A 15,860-nucleotide genomic window follows, 5' to 3' on the forward strand; every position below is an offset into this window, starting at 1 on the left:
ACGCCGTCCTGTCGGACTTTGAAGTGGATGGCATCGAGCCACACCACCGGGTAAACGCTCTCCAGTACCCGGTTCTGCCACTCCTTGATCGCCGGGATGATCCGGTCGGTAATGGCCGTCAGCGTGCCATCCGAGATGTCGAAGTCATAAATCTCCTTCAGGTGCTTCTGAATGTCTGAATAAGACAGGCCCATGCCATACAGGCTCAGGATCTTCTGGTCCATATCCTCGGAGATGACCCGCTGACGCTTGGCCACTGTCTGTGGCTCGAAGGAGGCGTCGCGGTCGCGGGGAGAAAAAATATCAAAGCCGCCCAACGAGCTTTGTATATTTTTTTGTGTGTGGCCGTTGCGCCGGTTGCCGCCCGGCCTTTTCTTCTCCTTAAGGTGCTCGTCCATCTCACCTTCTAAAGAAGCTTCAATAACGCGCTTTAAAAGCGGCGTAAAAACACCTTCCGCTCCAACTAAAGGCTTGCCGGAGCGAAGCTGCTCACCAGCCTCCTTTACAAAAGCATCAAAATCAAATGATTTCTTTTCCATCGTATATCAATTTAATCAGTTTTAAATTGACACACTTTATTGAGCATACTCAACGCTTCTTCAACTTCTTTTCTGAGCGGTGAAAAACGCTTCTTTCCCTTTTGTATCCTTCTGTTTCTCAAAAAGTGTACGGCCGCCCGTTTTCATTCCCTACGGATATTTGCTTCAAACAAAGCAACGTGAACACAGCCGCCAAAGCCATTCATAATTTCAACGCCGGTCCTTCCATCCTTCCCCGGGAAGTGTTTGAAGAGGCAAGCCGCTCCGTGCTTGATTTCAACGGTACCGGGCTTTCCATTCTCGAGATCGGGCACCGCACGCCGCTTTTCCAGGCCGTGCTCGACGAAGCGATCGCTTTGCTGCGGGAGCATATGGGATTGCTGCCGGAGCAGGAGGTGCTGTTCCTGCATGGCGGCGCCTCCACGCAGTTTATGCAGGTGCCGATGAACCTGCTTGATGAAACAGCCACCGCTGCCTACACCGACACCGGCGTGTGGGCCACCAAGGCCATCAAGGAAGCGAAGCTGTTCGGCGGCGTCGACGTGGTGTGCAGCTCGAAAGATTCGGGGTATACCTACCTGCCCAAGGAGTTTACCGTTGATCCTTCAGCGGCCTACCTGCACTTTACCACCAACAATACGATCTACGGCACGCAATGGCAGGATCTATCGTTTTTTTACGATAAGGGTGTGCCGCTCGTGGCCGATATGAGCTCGGACATTCTCAGTCGCCGGGTTGACTTCACGAAGTATGGCCTCATCTACGCCGGTGCGCAAAAGAATATCGGCGCCGCGGGAGTGAACGTGGTGGTGGTGAATAAGGAAATGCTCGGTAAAGTGTCGCGCCCGCTGCCCACGATGATGGACTACCGCAACCACATCGAGAACGGCTCCCTGCTCAATACGCCGCCGGTTTTCTCGATCTACGTATGCCTGCTCACGCTGCGCTGGCTTAAAAAAGCGGGCGGCATCGCGGCCATCGAAAAAGAAAATGAGCGAAAGGCCGGCTTGCTTTACGATACTATCGACGCGCTGCCGCTCTTCAAGCCGCGCGCGGCACCCGAAGACCGCAGCCGGATGAATGTCTGCTTCACTATTGAAGACCCGGCCGTGGAAGCGGAGTTCCTGGCCCTGTGCAAGGAAGAAGGCATGGTAGGCGTCAAGGGCCACCGCTTGTCGGGCGGCTTCCGGGCATCGCTGTACAATGCATTGCCGTACGAGAGCGTGGTAGCGTTGACGGAGCTGATGAGGTCGTTTGCTCAGCGGAAAGGATAAATAAGTAAAAAAGAGTTTTTCACCGCAAAGAGAATAAGAAAAGAAGTTGTTACGCTAAGATTAAACGAATAGGTCCCGCCAGCGGCGGGACCTATTCAATTTTATTCCTTAGCGAAACGCTTATTCAACTTCTTTTCTTCGCGGTGAAAAACGCTTCTTTTCTTTATAAAACTTAGGTTTGCCGCCACAATCGATAAGCTATGGCCGACATCCGTCCTTTCCGCGCCCTGCGCCCGCACAATGAATTCGCCGCACAGGTGGCCTCACGCCCCTACGACGTACTCAACTCCGAAGAGGCCCGCGCCGAGGCCGAAGGCAACCTGCTTTCCTTCCTCCACGTGACCAAGTCGGAGATCGACCTGCCGGCGGGCATCGACACGCATACGGCGGAAGTGTACCAGAAGGCTGCCGAAAACCTCGCTGCCCTCCAGGAGCGCAAGGTGCTGTTCCAGGACGAAAAGCCCTGCTACTATATTTACGAGCTGGCCTGGCGCGGCCGCACGCAAACGGGCCTCGTGTGCGTATCGTCGGTGAAGGATTACTTCAGCGATGTGATCAAGAAGCACGAGTTTACCCGTCCGGAAAAAGAGAAAGACCGCATCGATCATATGACGGCCATCCGTGCCCAGACGGGCAACGTGTTCCTGGCGTGCAAGGACATCAAGGAGCTGGATGACATCTTCGCGCACTGGAAAAAGCAGCACGATGCGGAGTATTTCTTCACCGCTCCCGACGGCGTTACGCATGCCGTGTGGGTGGTTGACGGCACCGCTACCATCGATGCCATCACGGCGCTTTTTGCTGAAAAGATTCCCTTCACCTATATCGCCGACGGGCACCACCGCTGTGCTTCGGCCGCCAAGGTAAGCAAGCAGTTTCCCGACAGCGACGCCGCCCAGTGGTTCCTGACCACCATCTTCCCGGCCAACCAGCTGGCGATCCTCGATTACAACCGCATTGTAAAAGACCTCAACGGCCTGACGCCCGAGGCTTTCCTCGACAAGGTAAAGGAGCAGTTTGATGTGGACCCCGCAAGTGAGCAGGTGCGCCCGGGCAGGCTTCATGAGTTCGGTATGTACCTCGGCACGCAGTGGTATCGCCTTACCGCTAAAGAAGGTTCCTTCCGCAACGATCCTATCGGCGTGCTCGACGTGACCATCCTGCAGGAAGGGGTACTCAGCCGCATCCTCAACATCAACGACCCGCGCACCGACAACCGCGTCGACTTCGTAGGCGGCATCCGCGGCCTCGGCGAGCTCGAGAAGCGCGTGCAGTCGGGCGAAGCTGCCGCGGCCTTCAGCCTTTATCCCGTCAGCATCCAGCAGCTCTTCGACATTGCCGACAGCGGCGAAGTGATGCCGCCCAAGAGCACCTGGTTTGAGCCGAAGCTGCGCGATGGGTTGCTCACGCACCTGATCTGACCATCTGGAATCAGGTAATCTGGAATCTTTGCTTGCGCCATCCAGATTCCATACCGATGAAATTTGTTTGCGTCGGCCAGATTCCAGATTGAAAGATTGCAGCTAGCCAGATTTTAACGCGCCCCTGGGCGCGTTTTCTTTTATTTTGGGGCATGAAACGACTTTTCTCCGTTTTTGTAGCCGCAGCGATCGCCCTTTCCGGCCATGCACAGGAAAACCCGCAGGAAACCGGCCGCACCTTTATGCGCAACCTCGATTTCGAGAACGCCATCCTGGTGTTTACCCGGGCCCTGCAGAACGACAAAGACAACTACTCCCTGCAGAAAGACCTTACGATGGCGCTTTATTACAAGCAGGACTACGCCAAGGCGCTTGATATGATCGACCGGCTGCTGGATCACCCCGAGGTGGATGTGCAGGCCTACCAGCTTGCCGGCAACGTGTACAAGGCGCTCGAGCGCGTAAAGGATGCCGATAAAACCTACCGGGCAGGTCTGCGGAAGTTCCCGAAGAGCGGTGCCCTGTACAGCGAGTACGGCGAGCTTCTTTTCGCCAGGAAAGACTTCGGCGCCATCGGGCAGTGGGAAAAAGGAATCAGGGAAGATCCGGCCTACAGCGGAAACTATTACAACGCCGCGCGTTTTTACTTCTACACCAAAGACAAGGTGTGGTCGCTTATTTACGGCGAGATCTTCGTCAACATGGAAAGCCTCAGCGAGCGCGGCACGGCCATGCGCGGCATGCTGCTCTCGGCCTATAAAGAGAAGCTGTTTGCCGATACCGACATCATGAAGGACCAATCCAAAAAGCTGTCGCCCTTTGCCAAGGCCTTTCTGGAGACCATGGACAAGCAGGCTTCGCTCGTCAGCCGCGGTATCAATGTGGAAGTACTCACCATGATCCGCACCCGCTTCATCCTCGACTGGAGCAAGACCTACGCCGCGAAGTTTCCCTTCAAGCTGTTCGACTTCCAGCAGCAGCTGCTGCGCGAGGGCATGTTTGAAGCCTACAACCAGTGGCTGTTCGGCGCCGACGCCAACCTGCCGGTCTTTGAAACCTGGACCCGCACCCATCCGGCCGAATGGGAGAAGTTCAGCAACTTCCAGAAAGGACGGGTGTTTCGCATGCCTGCCGGGCAGTACTACGGCGGATAGAGAATATCGGATATCGAATAATGAATATCGAAGTGCCAGAGGCGTCGTGCAAGCGGCGCCTTTGGCTTTAGTAGGCGAAGCGACGGCCTTTGGCCGTCATTGCGAGCGGAGCGAAGCAAACTCCCCGACCTAAGGGTTGGTCGGTGCCGGAGAGCGCATCTAAGCATAAATTCTCTTCGGCAGCATACACCCTGCGTAAATGCGGAATTTGCTTCTCCCCAACTTGTTGGGGATCGCAATGACAGCTTCGCTGTCGGCTGCGCACGCCGGCTGCCGGACATAAATAGCCCGATCTTCCCTAACTTACCACTACAACTTATTTTTGCCGTATGAAAACTCCGCATCGCCTGTTCGATTGCCTGGATATTTTGGTGGAGCGCTCGCCCGACAGCCCGCTGCTGGCGGGCAAGGAGCGCGGCAGCTGGCGCACCTGGAGCGTTCGCGAAGTGAATGAGAAGGTGGAGCAGCTTGCTGTGGGCCTGATGGCGCTGGGGCTGGGCGGCAATGATATGTCGGTGGAGGGCCGCGACAAAGTAGCCATCCTCGCCAAGAACCGTCCCGAATGGGTCATCCTCGACCTCGCTGTGCAGAAGTGCGGCGCCGTGCTGGTGCCGGTGTATCCTACCGTGCACATCAACGACCTGGCCTTTGTGCTCAACGATGCGCAGGTAAAGCTCGTGATCGTCAACGATGCCGAGATGCTGCAGAAGGTGGATTCGATCCGCGAGCAGTGCCCCTCTGTGGCCGCCATCTACAGCTTCGAGGCGGTGGCCTCCGCGCCGCTGTGGACCGAGCTGCTCCGCGCTCCCGACACCAATGCAAAGGCTCACCTGGAAGCCGCCGCCGCACGTATCGATACCGAAGATCTCTTCACGATCATTTATACTTCCGGAACTACCGGCACACCCAAAGGCGTGATGCTGTCGCACCACAACGTGCTGAGCAACGTGCTGGCCACGCAATCGCTGCTGCCGGTGGGAACGGGCAGCAAGGTGCTTTCTTTTCTGCCGCTCAACCACATCTTTGAGCGCACCGTGACGTTCATCTACCTTTTTGCGGGCGTAACGATCTATTACGCCGAAAGCCTCGACACGCTGGGCGACAACCTCAAGGAGGTAAAGCCCGAGATGTTCACTACGGTGCCGCGCCTCCTGGAAAAGGTGTACGAGAAGATCCTGGCCAAGGCGCAGGAGCTCACCGGCATCAAGAAGAAATTATTCTTCTGGGCCCTCCGGCTGGGCGAGCGCTATGACGTGAAGGAACCAGGATCGGCCTGGTACCGCTTCCAGCTGAAGCTGGCCAACAAACTTATTTTCAGCAAATGGCGCGAAGGCCTCGGCAACAACCTGCGGGCCATCGTCACCGGCGCCGCGGCCTGCCCTTCACGTCTCATTCGCATCTTTACGGCCGGCGGCATTCCCATTATGGAAGGCTACGGGCAGACGGAGTCTTCGCCCGTGATCTCCGTCAACCGCATCGAGCCGGAGAACCGCCGCTTTGGTACCGTAGGGCCGGTGATTGACGGGGTGACGGTGAAGATCGCGGAAGACGGCGAGGTGCTGTGCAAGGGCCCCAACGTAATGATGGGTTACTACAAGCGCCCCGACCTGACGGAAGAAGTGGTGAAAGACGGCTGGCTGTATACCGGTGATATCGGTGAGCTCGTTGAGGGAAAGTTTCTCAAGATCACCGACCGCAAGAAAGAGATCTTCAAGACTTCCGGCGGCAAGTTCGTGGCGCCGCTGCCCATTGAAACCCGCATGGTGGAATCGCCCTATATCGAGCAGATCATGGTGGTGGGCGACGGGCAAAAGTTTACCGCCGCCCTGGTGGTGCCCAACTTCGCGCGCCTGCAGCAATGGTGCGGCGAGCAGGCCATTGCCGCCGCCGACCGCGAAGCGCTGTGCCGCAACCCGAAAGTGCAGGAATTCATGCAGCAGCAGGTTGATGCCTACAACTCCTTTTTCAATAATGTGGAACGGGTGAAAAAGATCGCCCTGCTGCCGCGGGAATGGAGCATCGAGGGCGGCGAGCTGACGCCCAAGCTGAGCCTGAAGCGCAAGGCCATCATGTCGAAATACGCGGATGCCGTGCGGGCTATCTACGAGGGAGCCTGAGTCGTGAATTGTCAATAGCTGACGCCTGACTAAGAAGAAAGGATGCCTTTGGCATCCTTTCTTCTTTGCCGCGCATCGCGGATTCATGATTGACGATTCACGGCCCGATTCACGGAATGCCTTCCGTGTTATTCTGGTTGTTCGCGTCGCGCATCTGCTCCACATCCTGTTTTGTGTCGGCGCCTTCGCTCTGATCGGTGAGGCGGCTGCTCTGGCGCTGCAGGTATTCGCCCTGTTCCTTGTGCTGGCTGTCGGTCTCCGTGGGCTTCGGGTAGGCGTTGGGCCGGTCGTTCTTTTCTCGTTCCATGATTTTACTTTTTAGGAAGAAAAGCGCCCTGTAGAAATACAGGGCGCTCCTCGCATTCGTTAACTAACAAGCGAATCGTTGGATGGCTTACATGCCACCTTCGCGGCCGGATTTGCCGCCCGACTGGCTGGAGCCACCGCGGCCACTGTCGCCGCTGTTGAGGTTCGAGCCGCCGGAAGAAGAACCATAGTCGCTGCCGGAGCTGCGACCGCTGCCGCCCTGCTGACCGCTCTGGCTGCCACCCTGGCTACCCGAGCTGGTGCCCTGGCTTTGGTTGCCCATGCCTTCGGAACTGCGCGAGCCGCCCTGCTGGCCGCTGCGGCCTGTGTCGCCACTCTGGCTGCCGCCTTGGTTGCCCATAGAGCCACCCTGGCTGCCCGTGGAACCACCCTGGTTACCCATTGAGCCGCCCTGCTGGCCGCCGCTGGTGTTCTGCGTCTGACCACCGAGACCTTGCTGCGAGCTACCCTGGTTGCCCGAACGATTCTGGTCCTGGCCCTGGTTTCTTTGATTGTTGTCCATGTTGTAGATTTTTAAATAAACAAATAGTGAGCGGTACTGCCTGCTAAAATTCTTGTGCCCGTACCGCTCCCGTTTACGCGTGTGCTCAGCCGTTTTACTACTGTGTGCCGCATCTGTGGAAGCTTTGACACAGGCGCGGCTGGCATAGCGGCTAGCTGCCCGACACCTGCCCGTCGTAATCCGAGCCGGTAACGTTGCGTTTCGGGCGGATACCCGAGTCGCCGCGGCGCGTGGCGTTGCCCGTGGTACCCATATCGGTGGTGCCACCGCGGCTCGTGCGGCTGTCGCGACCTTGGGTGCCGCTGTTGCCCGTTTGCTGGTTCGTGCCGCTGTTGCCCGACAGGCGGTCGCGCTGCGGGTCGATGTTCTGCTGATTGCGATTCTTGTCCATGACTGTTTGTTTGAAAGGATGATTGATGTAACCCGGGAAAACGGAAAGAAAGAACGCAGATTTCATACGATCGGTTATGATTGTCGCCGGTGTTGCCACCCGCGTTTCCGCATAATCAACGCTAATCGATCTGCGTTCTTTGCTTTACGAACTCTTCTTGGTCTAACGTCCCGAGCGGCTGGAGCCACCGCTGCCACCCTGGCGGTCGCTGCCGCGGCCCCCTTTGCTGCCTTCAGAACTGTTACCCGAATTGTCGGATACTTTCTGCTGTCCTTCGCCGCTGCGGGCCAAACCCGGCGTTTGCTGGCTGTTGCCGCTGCCGCCTTTCTGGTTGTTGTTGCCCTGGCTTTGCGCGCGCTCGCGCTTGTCTCTGCGATGTGACATAATGATCGTTTTTGTTTAAAAAAAACGGGCGGGCCGGCAGAATGAGGTGCCGGCACCAATGCGTTGCGCCGGACGGTTGGGAAGACTATAGATTAAAATATTGTGCCATATATCTATGGCTGGGCCTGAAGAATTTGCTTCGCTTTCGCTTACAACAACGCCAAAGGCGTCGCTTCGCACGCCGGTACATTCCCCATTTCGCCAATCTCGCTACCTTCGCGGCTCTTCTTTAAAAAATGACCGCTGTATGAAAAAAGTGCTGATGACACTTGTGGGCGCCGTGCTGGGTGCTGCCTCCTTTGCCCAGACCGACTACCCCATCTTCCGCGATACCGCCACCCTGCAGGCCGCTGACTCGGGCCGGCTGAGCCTCCAGGTCGACAATATCAATTACCTCCGCAACTACGAATGGTTCGGTAATATCCCCAACAGTTACACCCTGCTGGGCACGATGCTGATGCCGCAACTCAAGTACCAGGTGAACCCGTACTTCTCCGTAAAGGGCGGCCTCCTGCTCCGCCGCGAGTTTGGTCGCCCCGGGCTGGTAACGGTAGAGCCGATGTTCACCGCCAGGTACCAGAAGAAGGGCCTCACCTTTATTATGGGGACCCTCGAGGGCGGACTTAATCACCGCTTCGTGGAGCCCATCTACAACATCGAGCGCTTCATCGTGGGCCGTATGGACCGGGTGGAATTCAACGACGTTACCCGCGCCGCCACTACGCGCAACGAGCAGGGCCTGCAGCTGAAGATCGACAAGAAGCGCTTCTGGGCCGACTGGTTCATCGACTGGCGCGAGTCGATCGTTATCGGCGACAATTTCCGCGAGCAGCTCAACTCGGGTATATCCACGCGTACGCTGGTGGTTGACCGTCCGGGTGTAAAGCTGACGGTGCCGCTGCAGGCGCTGGTATCGCACTATGGCGGGCAGATTTCTACGTCCAACATGGCCATCGAGTCGCTGTTCAACGGCGCTGCGGGCCTCTCGGCACAGTTCCCGATGGGGCGCGGCGGGCTGCTGCGCTCGGTGCAGACGGACGCTTACTACGTGGGCTACAAAAACATCTCGGGCAACAAGCTGCAGCTGTATAACGAAGGCTACGGCTGGCTCGGCTCGGTGCTGCTGAAATCGAGGTGGAACCTCGACCTCGAGCTCCGCTACTGGAACGGCAACACCTTCTTCGGCCCCGTAGGCCTGCCGCTGTACAACTCGATCTCTGAAAAGATCCGGGGCTTCGGCGAGCCGGAGCGCTCCCTTGTATTTGCCACGCTCATTTACGATAAAGAGCTTTTCCCGAACGTCTCCATCGACCTGCGCCTCGAGCCGTACTACGACCTCAAGAACAAGTTCCTCGAGTATGGCTACTCGGCCTTTTTGCGGTTCAACAAAGACTTCTTTCTGAAAAAGCTTCGCTAAAAAACACAGCCCTCCCGACGGAGGGCTTTTTTTGGGCCGCAGGCGGCCATTTTTCGCGACGGCACGACGGTGCAACGACACGACGAAAAGAATGACCTGAAAGACTAACGTTGTGCCTTGTCATTATGCCCCGGAGGCGCTTGCGCCGACGCCGGAAAGAAAACGCCCTCCGGTAAGGAAGGGCATTTTGAAAAAACTGGGATGCGTTCTTTAAGAAAGGGTTCCTTCGGAAGAAACGCTTGTTCCGTTCAGCAGCAATTTGGAGATGGGGCATTCCTGCTCGGCCTTCTTCACGGCTTCCTGCCACTTGCTTTCGTCGATGCCGGGCACCGTACCCTTCACCGTGAGGTGCGATTGGGTAATGGAGCCGTTCTCGAAGGTGATGTCGCACTTCGTTTCGAGGCGCTCCGGCGTAAAGCCGGCCTCGCCCAGCACGAAGGAAAGCTTCATGGTGAAGCAGCCGGCATGGGCCGCGGCCACCAGCTCTTCGGGGTTGGTGCCGGCGCCATCGGCAAAACGGGAGTTGAACGAGTACTGCGTTTCCTTCAGCACACCGCTCTGCGTGTTGAGGGTTCCGTTGCCTTCCTTGCCGGAGCCGTTCCACACGGCCGATGCATGACGTATCATAATTTCTGGTTTTTAGGATGCCAATATAGCAAAGGGCCAATTGAGCGGAGGCGATACCGGCTTTTCGGCCTACCTTCACCGTACCGCCGCAGTATTGCGCTTGCAGTCCCTTTCCATCAGCCGACTAAACTTGACGTTTATGCAGACTGCTATCGACTCCGTATTACTGGTCGACGACGACCCCGATGACGCCTTCCTGATGGAGCGCGCCCTGAAAGAGTTAGGCTACCCGGTGCGCTTTTATTTCATTGATGACAGCGATGCCGTCCCTGCCGCCCTGGTGCTTCACCGCCCCGGGCTTATTTTCACCGATATTAATATGCCCCGACGCACCGGCCTCGAGTGCCTCCGCGACTGGCGGGCGGGCGGCGTACTGTCGGCCACACCCGTGGTGATTTACAGTGCTTCGGAGGGCGACTCGCTTGTGCAGGAAGCTTACGGGCTGGGCGCCGCCCTTTACTTCCGGAAGCCCGCTACCTTTACGGGCCTGGTGGAGTCGCTCCGCACTATCCTGGCCTACGACTGGTCGGACCCGGCCGCCGTACGCACCCGCCACGATGCCGGCGGTCATTTTGAGCCGTTCGGGCTCGTCGAATAAAGTCACACCGGCTTGCCCTTCCTTTTCCCGCTTCCGGCCCGCCGCAACCAGGGTATGCGCGGCGGGAAAAAGACCCGCAGGCAGCTTTTTCAATGTTTCACCATTGACTAAGGTGCTTTCCTAGTTGTTTTAGGAGGAATGTCTAAATAAAACCTTTAGCGGTCTTCCGGTCTTACCCGCAATTTGCTGAGAAAAGAGCGGCAAAAGCTGAACTACGGCAGAGGCTGGATTAGCTTTGTGTTAGAATCCACTGAAAAACCAAAAAGATCCGTAATCCCCTGAAAGACCAATCCGCTTTCCTTTTGAAAAACCCGTCCAATATCCACTGAAAAGAGCCGCCCAGGCATTCCGACAAACAAAAAAGAAAGAGTGAAGCACCAACGAATCTCTTTCCGCCTGAAGAAATCGATCCCCGCCGACCAGCGGGGATCTTTCGTAATATCGAAGAACGAACAAGGAATATCGAAATCCCAATGAAAGGGGCGGCCGGGTAACCCGAAAGCCCTTCGATATTCTTAAATCGGTGTTCCTTGATCGATATTCGCCCCGAAGGGGCGTACTTTTGCGGCCAATTATGGAACGCAAGCAAGAAGTGGTACAGGACGTGGTCATCAAGTTCGCGGGGGACTCCGGCGACGGCATGCAGCTTACCGGTACCCAGTTCACCAATAACACGGCCCTCCTGGGGGTCGATCTCTCCACCTTCCCCGACTTCCCGGCCGAGATCCGCGCCCCCATCGGCACCCTCCCCGGCGTTTCGGGCTTCCAGCTCCACTTTTCCTCCAACTCCATCCATACCCCCGGCGACGCCTACGACGTGCTGGTGGCCATGAACGCCGCCGCCCTCAAGGTGAACCTGAAACACCTCAAAAAGGGGGGTAAGGTGATCGTCAACGTCGACGGCTTTGATGCCAAAAACCTCCGCCTCGCCAACTACCCCGAGGGCGTCAACCCCATCGAGGACAATACACTGGAAGGCTTTGAGGTGATCCGCATGGACGTGACCAAGATGACCCGCGAGGCCCTCAAGGACGACAAGATGGGCACCAAGGAGAAGGACCGCGCAAAAAACATGTTCGTGCTCGGCTTCCTTTACTGGATGTACGGCCGCGATATGAGCTCCACCGAGCAGTTCCTGCAGGAGAAGTTCAGCCGCAAGCCCGAGATCCTCGACTCCAACCTGCGCGTGCTCCGCGCCGGCTACCACTACGGCGACACTACAGAAACATTTACCACCCAATACCAGGTGGAGAAGGCCCGCATGAAGGCCGGCTCCTACCGCTCCGTGATGGGCAACCAGGCACTGGCCTACGGCCTTATCGCCGCTTCGGTGAAGAGCGGCCTGCCGCTGTTCCTGGGCACCTATCCCATTACCCCGGCTTCCGACATCCTCCACGAGCTTTCGCGCCACAAGAACTTCGGCATCCGCACCTTCCAGGCGGAAGACGAGATCGCCGGCATTTCCGCGGCCATCGGCGCGGCCTATGGCGGCCAGCTGGGTGTCACCACCACCTCCGGTCCGGGTATGGCCCTCAAGACCGAGGCGATGGGCCTCGCCCTCATGCTGGAGTTGCCCCTCGTGATCGTGGACGTGCAGCGCGGCGGCCCTTCGACCGGCCTGCCCACCAAGACCGAGCAGAGCGACCTGCTGCAGGCTGTGTATGGCCGCAACGGTGAAAGCCCCATGCCCGTGCTGGCGGCGGCAACCCCGAGCGATTGCTTCGATACGGTTTATGAATCGGTGCGCATTGCCGTGGAGCACATGACGCCCGTCATCTGCCTGTCAGACGGCTATATCGCCAACGGCGCCGAGCCCTGGCAGTACCCTGATTCCGAATCGCTGGCGCCGATCCACGTAAGCTTCAAGACGGAGCTTGGCCACAACGAGCCTAAGTTTCAGCCCTACCTGCGCGACGATAAGGGTGTTCGCCCCTGGGCCGTGCCGGGCACGCCGGGACTCGAGCACCGCATCGGTGGCCTCGAAAAAGAGAATGTGAGTGGTAACGTGAGCTACGACCCCGAGAATCACCAGACCATGGTGAAGCTGCGCCAGGAGAAGGTAGACAAGATCGCCCAATACATTCCCGAGCAGGAGCTCGATAACGGCCCGGAAAGCGGCAAGGTGCTCGTGCTTGGCTGGGGCTCCACCTACGGTGTGATCAAAACGGTGGTGGCCCAACTGCTCGAAGAAGGCCACGAGGTGGCACATGCCCACCTGCGCTATATCCGCCCCTTCCCCCGCAACCTCGGCGAGCTGCTGCGTCGCTACGAAACGGTGCTCATCCCCGAGATCAACAACGGGCAGCTGATCAAACTGATCCGCGACCAGTTCCTCATTGATGCCAAGGGTTATCACAAGATCAAGGGTGAGCCGATCATGAAGGCCGAGCTGAGGGAAGAAATCGCGAAATACTTGTAGCACGCGGAAAACGCGGAATGAATATGTAAACGGCGCTGCTTTGCAGCGCCGTTTATATTGGCCGTTGAAGGCGACTGCAAATCCTTCATTGCGAAGTAATGCCCGGGACGTTCGCGCGCAAGCCAAATCAGACATCAGACATCACACATCAGCCATACGATCCGTTTGGCAATAAGTTGATTTTTGTGGAGCGGGGAGCGGCGCTTTAGTTCTGCGCACCCGCTCCGGATCTAAGCCACGGCGTCATTCCTGTTCGGAAAAGCGGCCTCTGCCCGCATTTTGTCGCAATCCTACCCCTTCCCTCCGTACCGGCTTTGGTAGCTTCGTTGTGAAAACAACGAAACCATGGATACACTCAAATTTTCCATCCACATCGATGCCCCGCGCGCCCGCGTGTGGGAAAGCCTTTGGAGCGACGCCGGCTACCGCTACTGGACCGCGGCCTTTATGGAGGGCTCCTATGCCGAGACCGACTGGCAGGAGGGTGGCCCCATACGCTTCCTGTCGCCCGGCGGCAACGGCATGTACAGCACTATCGAAACGCTGACCCCCAACGAGCGCATGGTGTTCCTGCACCACGGCGAGGTGAAGGGCGGCATTGCGCAGCCGCCCGCGCCCTGGGCCGGCGCCCGCGAGCGTTACTCCCTGCACGACGAAGGCGGCGGCACCCGCGTGCAGGCCGAGCTCGACGCCAACGAAGAGCTGGCCGGCTATTTCAACAGTACCTTTCCCAAGGCGATGGAACGCCTCAGGGACTATGCGGAAGGCGCGGTGGTGGCGGGCTGAAGCCTGGCAGGCCCCATGGAGCGAGAAAGAACGCTGATTCCACGGGCGGAATACACATGGTTCGGCAAGCTCACCATGACTTCGTCAGCCTAGCTTACGTGGCTGGTGTCAGCCTGAGTGTAGTCGAAGGCTGCGCTATCATATGGATCATAAAAAACCTGCGTTCTTTCTTCCTGCGCTATCTTGCCGGCGGCCATGATCTACTACAACTCCAAAGACTGGTTTCTCCACATCTTCCGGATTCATAAGTCGGACACTTTCCGCAAGTTGCTGCCGATGCTGGTCTTTATTGCCCTGTATTCCTGGGGCATCGTGTACCTCGAGATGCGCTACTGGAAACTGGCGGCCGACTCCAGCGCGCGCAACATCACCATCCTTCACACCCTGCTCGGCTTCGCCATTTCGATGCTGCTCGTGTTCCGTACCAATACGGCCTACGACCGCTGGTGGGAGGGCCGCAAGCTGTGGGGGGCGCTCGTCAACAACAGCCGCAACCTGGCACTTAAGCTGCACGCGCTGCTGCCGCCTGCTGAAACCGAAGCGCGTACTTTCATGCGGCAGGCCATTCCACTCTACGCGCAGCTGCTGCAGCGCCACCTGCTCAAGGAAAGCACCCAGCTTGCACTCGACGAGAGCCCGCATCCTGAGCTCGGCAACATCGCCGCTGCCCAGCACGTGCCCAACCGGATGGCCGGCCGCCTCTTTGGCCGTGTGTACAGCCTGCACCGCGCCGGCGTCATCAGCGGCGAGGAGCTCATCATCCTCAACGAGGAGCTGCGCTCCTTTACCGATGTGTGCGGCGCCTGCGAGCGGATCAAGAACACACCGATACCGTATAGCTACAGCGCCTTTATCAAGAAGTTCATCTTCCTCTACGTCATCACCCTGCCCTTCGGGCTTGCTTTTACGCTTGGTTACATGGCTATCCCGGTCACCACCTTTATCTTCTACGTGCTTGCATCGCTTGAGCTCATTGCCGAGGAGATTGAAGACCCGTTTGGCCGCGACTCCAACGACCTGCCTATGGCGCGCATGGCCGACAACATCCGCAGGAACGTAGAAGAGATTTTTGACGAAAGCCGCACCTGATCCCCTACGCTATGTCGCCTGCAGAAGCCCTGCATACCGCCGCCCGCCGCTACCTGCAGCAACAGTATAACTACTGGGCCGGACGCTATGCGCGCGAGCGCAGCGGGCATACGGATACTTACTCCGATTCCGACTACAACCTGTATCCCCGCTACAACGTGCTGGCCGCCATCCTCGGTGAAGTGGAGCGGCTTACGGGTCGTGCCGGCGGGAATATAGAAACGTTGCGGGCGCAGCTGCGGCAAATGGGTGCGGAAGCACAAAGCCTCCTCACCGGGGGGGACCATAACTCCATAGAAGAAGAGGCAATGCGGGAAGAGCGTGAACGATTTATTGCCTGGCTCGATTCCGTTGATGATTCGTCCTTGGCAGATGTGGCGGCTTTACCCTACCGCAGGCGATTATCGGAGGAAGAGCGGGAAGCGCTGCGCGGAATTCTTTACGAGCGCTGGGGCTATGCCGGCGACTACTGGGAGCCACTGGAAGGCCTGAGCCCGCAGCCGGTATGCTGGGTGTTGCAGCAATACCTGTCGGACGAAGACCGCGCGCAACTGGAGATGTTCATCCGCACATTGGCCGGCGCGCGCTGCTACGAACTCACCGAAGACGGTATCGATGCCGAGATCGATAACAGTCTCGTTGACACGCGCAACGAAGAAATGTTTTACTGCGATGCCGCGGCGGAATGGATCGTATACGTTTCGCACGAAGGAACGCTGGCGGTGGGCAGCGATGCGTTGATCAGCAGCCTCCGCGACTTGTTTGCCGGGCGGGAAGGGCTGCTGAACCGGTGGCCGGAAGAATGACGTATCTTT

The 15,860-nt window shown here is 57.9% G+C and carries 16 protein-coding genes; 10 read left to right on the forward strand and 6 right to left on the reverse strand.

The annotated features are described in order from the left end of the window. A partial coding sequence (locus EPD60_RS02920) for a transposase (RefSeq protein WP_207896529.1) occupies nucleotides 1–539 on the reverse strand: 539 nt, incomplete at its 3' end. A gap of 179 nt (nucleotides 540–718) precedes the next feature. On the opposite strand from EPD60_RS02920, the gene serC reads away from it, so the two are divergent. The 4 genes from serC to EPD60_RS02940 all read left to right on the forward strand — a co-directional run bounded on the left by serC (nucleotide 719) and on the right by EPD60_RS02940 (nucleotide 6,505). Further along, nucleotides 719–1,813, forward strand: a complete 1,095-nt coding sequence (gene serC / locus EPD60_RS02925; protein ID WP_243647746.1) for a 3-phosphoserine/phosphohydroxythreonine transaminase — start codon at nucleotides 719–721, stop codon at nucleotides 1,811–1,813. A 200-nt stretch (nucleotides 1,814–2,013) separates the two neighbouring features. Then, nucleotides 2,014–3,234, forward strand: coding sequence for a DUF1015 domain-containing protein (locus tag EPD60_RS02930; protein ID WP_131446679.1), 1,221 nt, complete (start codon nucleotides 2,014–2,016; stop codon nucleotides 3,232–3,234). 152 nt (nucleotides 3,235–3,386) lie between these two features. Further along, complete coding sequence (locus tag EPD60_RS02935; RefSeq protein ID WP_131446681.1) at nucleotides 3,387–4,388, forward strand: tetratricopeptide repeat protein; 1,002 nt, start codon at nucleotides 3,387–3,389, stop codon at nucleotides 4,386–4,388. A gap of 329 nt (nucleotides 4,389–4,717) precedes the next feature. Beyond that, nucleotides 4,718–6,505, forward strand: coding sequence for an AMP-dependent synthetase/ligase (locus EPD60_RS02940; RefSeq protein WP_131446683.1), 1,788 nt, complete (start codon nucleotides 4,718–4,720; stop codon nucleotides 6,503–6,505). A 109-nt stretch (nucleotides 6,506–6,614) separates the two neighbouring features. On the opposite strand, the gene EPD60_RS02945 is transcribed toward EPD60_RS02940, so the two are convergent. The 4 genes from EPD60_RS02945 to EPD60_RS02960 form a co-directional block, all read right to left on the reverse strand. After that, nucleotides 6,615–6,812, reverse strand: a complete 198-nt coding sequence (locus tag EPD60_RS02945) for a hypothetical protein (protein WP_131446685.1) — start codon at nucleotides 6,810–6,812, stop codon at nucleotides 6,615–6,617. Nucleotides 6,813–6,899: 87 nt separating this feature from the next. Next, a complete protein-coding gene (locus tag EPD60_RS02950; protein WP_131446687.1) occupies nucleotides 6,900–7,334 on the reverse strand; it encodes a hypothetical protein in 435 nt (144 codons plus the stop codon). 151 nt (nucleotides 7,335–7,485) lie between these two features. Beyond that, nucleotides 7,486–7,725, reverse strand: a complete 240-nt coding sequence (locus tag EPD60_RS02955; RefSeq protein ID WP_131446689.1) for a hypothetical protein — start codon at nucleotides 7,723–7,725, stop codon at nucleotides 7,486–7,488. A gap of 162 nt (nucleotides 7,726–7,887) precedes the next feature. After that, complete coding sequence (locus EPD60_RS02960) at nucleotides 7,888–8,109, reverse strand: hypothetical protein (protein ID WP_131446691.1); 222 nt, start codon at nucleotides 8,107–8,109, stop codon at nucleotides 7,888–7,890. Between the two features lie 247 nt (nucleotides 8,110–8,356). Between EPD60_RS02960 and EPD60_RS02965 the strand changes: the two genes are divergently transcribed. Beyond that, nucleotides 8,357–9,526 carry a hypothetical protein gene (locus tag EPD60_RS02965; protein WP_131446693.1) on the forward strand — a complete coding sequence of 390 codons (1,170 nt, stop codon included), beginning with the start codon at nucleotides 8,357–8,359 and terminating at the stop codon, nucleotides 9,524–9,526. 210 nt (nucleotides 9,527–9,736) lie between these two features. Here EPD60_RS02965 and EPD60_RS02970 read toward each other — a convergent pair whose 3' ends face one another. After that, entirely contained in the window at nucleotides 9,737–10,153 is a 417-nt protein-coding gene (locus EPD60_RS02970; RefSeq protein WP_131446695.1) for an OsmC family protein, read from the reverse strand. A 139-nt stretch (nucleotides 10,154–10,292) separates the two neighbouring features. Here EPD60_RS02970 and EPD60_RS02975 point away from each other — a divergent pair, with 139 nt between their 5' ends. The 5 genes from EPD60_RS02975 (at nucleotide 10,293) to EPD60_RS02995 (ending at nucleotide 15,851) form a co-directional block, all read left to right on the forward strand. Further along, on the forward strand, nucleotides 10,293–10,751 hold the full coding sequence (locus EPD60_RS02975; protein WP_131446697.1) for a response regulator: 459 nt from the start codon (nucleotides 10,293–10,295) through the stop codon (nucleotides 10,749–10,751). A 574-nt stretch (nucleotides 10,752–11,325) separates the two neighbouring features. Next, nucleotides 11,326–13,170 carry a 2-oxoacid:acceptor oxidoreductase subunit alpha gene (locus EPD60_RS02980; RefSeq protein WP_131446699.1) on the forward strand — a complete coding sequence of 615 codons (1,845 nt, stop codon included), beginning with the start codon at nucleotides 11,326–11,328 and terminating at the stop codon, nucleotides 13,168–13,170. A gap of 345 nt (nucleotides 13,171–13,515) precedes the next feature. Beyond that, the gene (locus tag EPD60_RS02985; RefSeq protein ID WP_131446701.1) at nucleotides 13,516–13,956 is read left to right on the forward strand and encodes an SRPBCC family protein; all 441 of its coding nucleotides are present in this window, start codon (nucleotides 13,516–13,518) and stop codon (nucleotides 13,954–13,956) included. 195 nt (nucleotides 13,957–14,151) lie between these two features. Next, complete coding sequence (locus tag EPD60_RS02990; RefSeq protein ID WP_131446703.1) at nucleotides 14,152–15,045, forward strand: bestrophin family protein; 894 nt, start codon at nucleotides 14,152–14,154, stop codon at nucleotides 15,043–15,045. Nucleotides 15,046–15,056: 11 nt separating this feature from the next. Next, entirely contained in the window at nucleotides 15,057–15,851 is a 795-nt protein-coding gene (locus tag EPD60_RS02995) for a hypothetical protein (RefSeq protein ID WP_131446705.1), read from the forward strand. Nucleotides 15,852–15,860 lie beyond the last annotated feature (9 nt).

Origin of the sequence: Flaviaestuariibacter flavus, assembly GCF_004337505.1 — a bacterium.
GTDB classification, from domain to species: Bacteria; Bacteroidota; Bacteroidia; order Chitinophagales; family Chitinophagaceae; genus Flavisolibacter; species Flavisolibacter flavus.